Here is a 1,851-nt window from a genome sequence, read left to right as displayed (position 1 = left end):
GGTGAGGTCGGTGTGGGTGACAGGGACGGGGAGTGGGCGGCGGAAATCCGCCAGGTGTTCACTCCGTGCCCTGGCCAACGCCCCGCGCTCCGCACAGAGATGACGCTGACAAGGCTCTTTCCTTCCGATAAGGCGTCAATTATGTGGAAGCCCTCGATCACCCTTTCGTGTGCTTTTCACCAAAGCCCTCAAGGCCGTCCTGAGCCCCGCCGACACAAGGGGCGTGACTACCCTTGCGCACTCCATGATGACCGCGGCTCGCCCCGTCGACACCGGCCTCGTCGGCCCGGGTGAGCTGGACCGCTACGCGTACGCCGAGTCCACCGGCACGGCACGCACCACCACCAACGCCCCCGCCTGGGAGGGCTCCGAGGCCGACATGAACCGCGTGGGCCGCCGCGCCGCGGGGAGCCGCGGGCGCGGGCTGCACGGCCAACTCGTGCAGCAGCTCGGCCAGATGATCGTCTCCGGGGACCTGGGAGCGGACCGCCCGCTCGTCCCCGAGGAGATCGGCCAGCGCTTCGAGGTATCCCGTACAGTCGTCCGCGAGTCGCTACGAGTCCTGGAAGCCAAGGGGCTCGTCAGCGCACGCCCGAACGTGGGCACCCGAGTCCGCCCCGTCAGCGACTGGAACCTGCTCGACCCGGACATCATCGAGTGGCGGGCCTTCGGGCCACAGCGGGAGGGCCAGCGCCGCGAGCTGTGCGAGCTGCGCTGGACGATCGAGCCGCTGGCCGCCCGTCTCGCCGCCGGGCAGGGCCGCGAGGACGTGGAGCAGCGTCTGGCCGACATGGTGGAGATCATGGGCCACGCGCTCGCCCAGGGCGACACGCTCACCTTCTCCCGTGCCGACGCGGAGTTCCACGGCCTGATCCTCCAGTCGGCAGGGAACCGGATGCTGGAGCACCTCTCCGGCATCGTCTCCGCCGCCCTCCAGGTCTCCGGCGGCCCCGCGAGCGGCTGCGAACACCCCACCGACTCCGCGGTCGGCCACCACAGGAGGGTCGTCGAGGCCATCTCCGCCGGGGAGGCCGCCGTCGCCGAGGCCGCGATGCGGCAGCTGCTCAGCGTCCACACGGACACCGCGCCGGCCAGCCACGCCCCCCAGCAGAGCGGCCAGCCCTCCCAGGCCGGACAGGGCGCCCCGGCCTCCGGTGCGGCATCCGGTCAGCCGGGCCAGCCGGGTCAGCCGGTGCAGCACGGACAGGTGGCGCAGGCGGGAGCGCCGGGCGGCGCGGACCACGTGGTCCCGGCGCCCCGCGAGCACTGACACGGACGCCGAGCGCCGCACTCGGATACCGGGCCCCGCGCACCGGCCGTGTCGGCCCACTCTCCCGTTCGTATCAGCGCGCCGCCGCTCGTACACCTGCCCGCGCCGGTCCACCGCTGTCACGGGTACGGCCGCGTCCCGGCATCCGGTGGCGCGGTCGTGCCCCCAGGGGCGTCCGGAACTGTCCAGGGCTGACCACGGCGGTCCGGTACTGTCCACGGCGGTCCGGGGCTGTCCGGCGCGGAGTCGGCCGGCGGGCGGTACGGACCGAGGCGGCGACCCTCAGCCGAGAGACCCTCGTCTGTGCGGCGCCCGCCCGATCCCCGTGTCCGGTCGCTCCGGTGGCGGACCCGCCCGCGCCACAGCCGAGCCCCTCGTACGTCCTGTGCGGCCCGTACGCGCCCCCGTACCCCGGCTCACCCGTACCCCGGCTCACCCGTACCCCGGCTCACCCGCACCCGGGCTCACCCGCACTCGCCGTTCGTCGCCTTCCCTTCCTTCCGATCCTTCCGATGTCGCGCCGCCCGCCACACGCGGGTCGTTGCGTGCAAGGACGGGGTGCCGGGGGCCGGAGCAGGGGG

General features: G+C 73.7%; 1 protein-coding gene. It reads left to right on the top strand.

The window, feature by feature from the left end:
• Positions 1-169 precede the first annotated feature (169 nt).
• Complete coding sequence (locus G5C65_RS36520; RefSeq protein WP_165303339.1) at positions 170-1,270, top strand: FadR/GntR family transcriptional regulator; 1,101 nt, start codon at positions 170-172, stop codon at positions 1,268-1,270.
• Positions 1,271-1,851: the final 581 nt, after the last annotated feature.

It is taken from the genome of Streptomyces boncukensis (assembly GCF_011045075.1).
GTDB lineage: Bacteria > Actinomycetota > Actinomycetes > Streptomycetales > Streptomycetaceae > Streptomyces > Streptomyces boncukensis.
The sequence above is the reverse complement of the archived record's forward strand: the minus strand, read 5'-3'. Positions and strand labels throughout refer to the sequence as shown.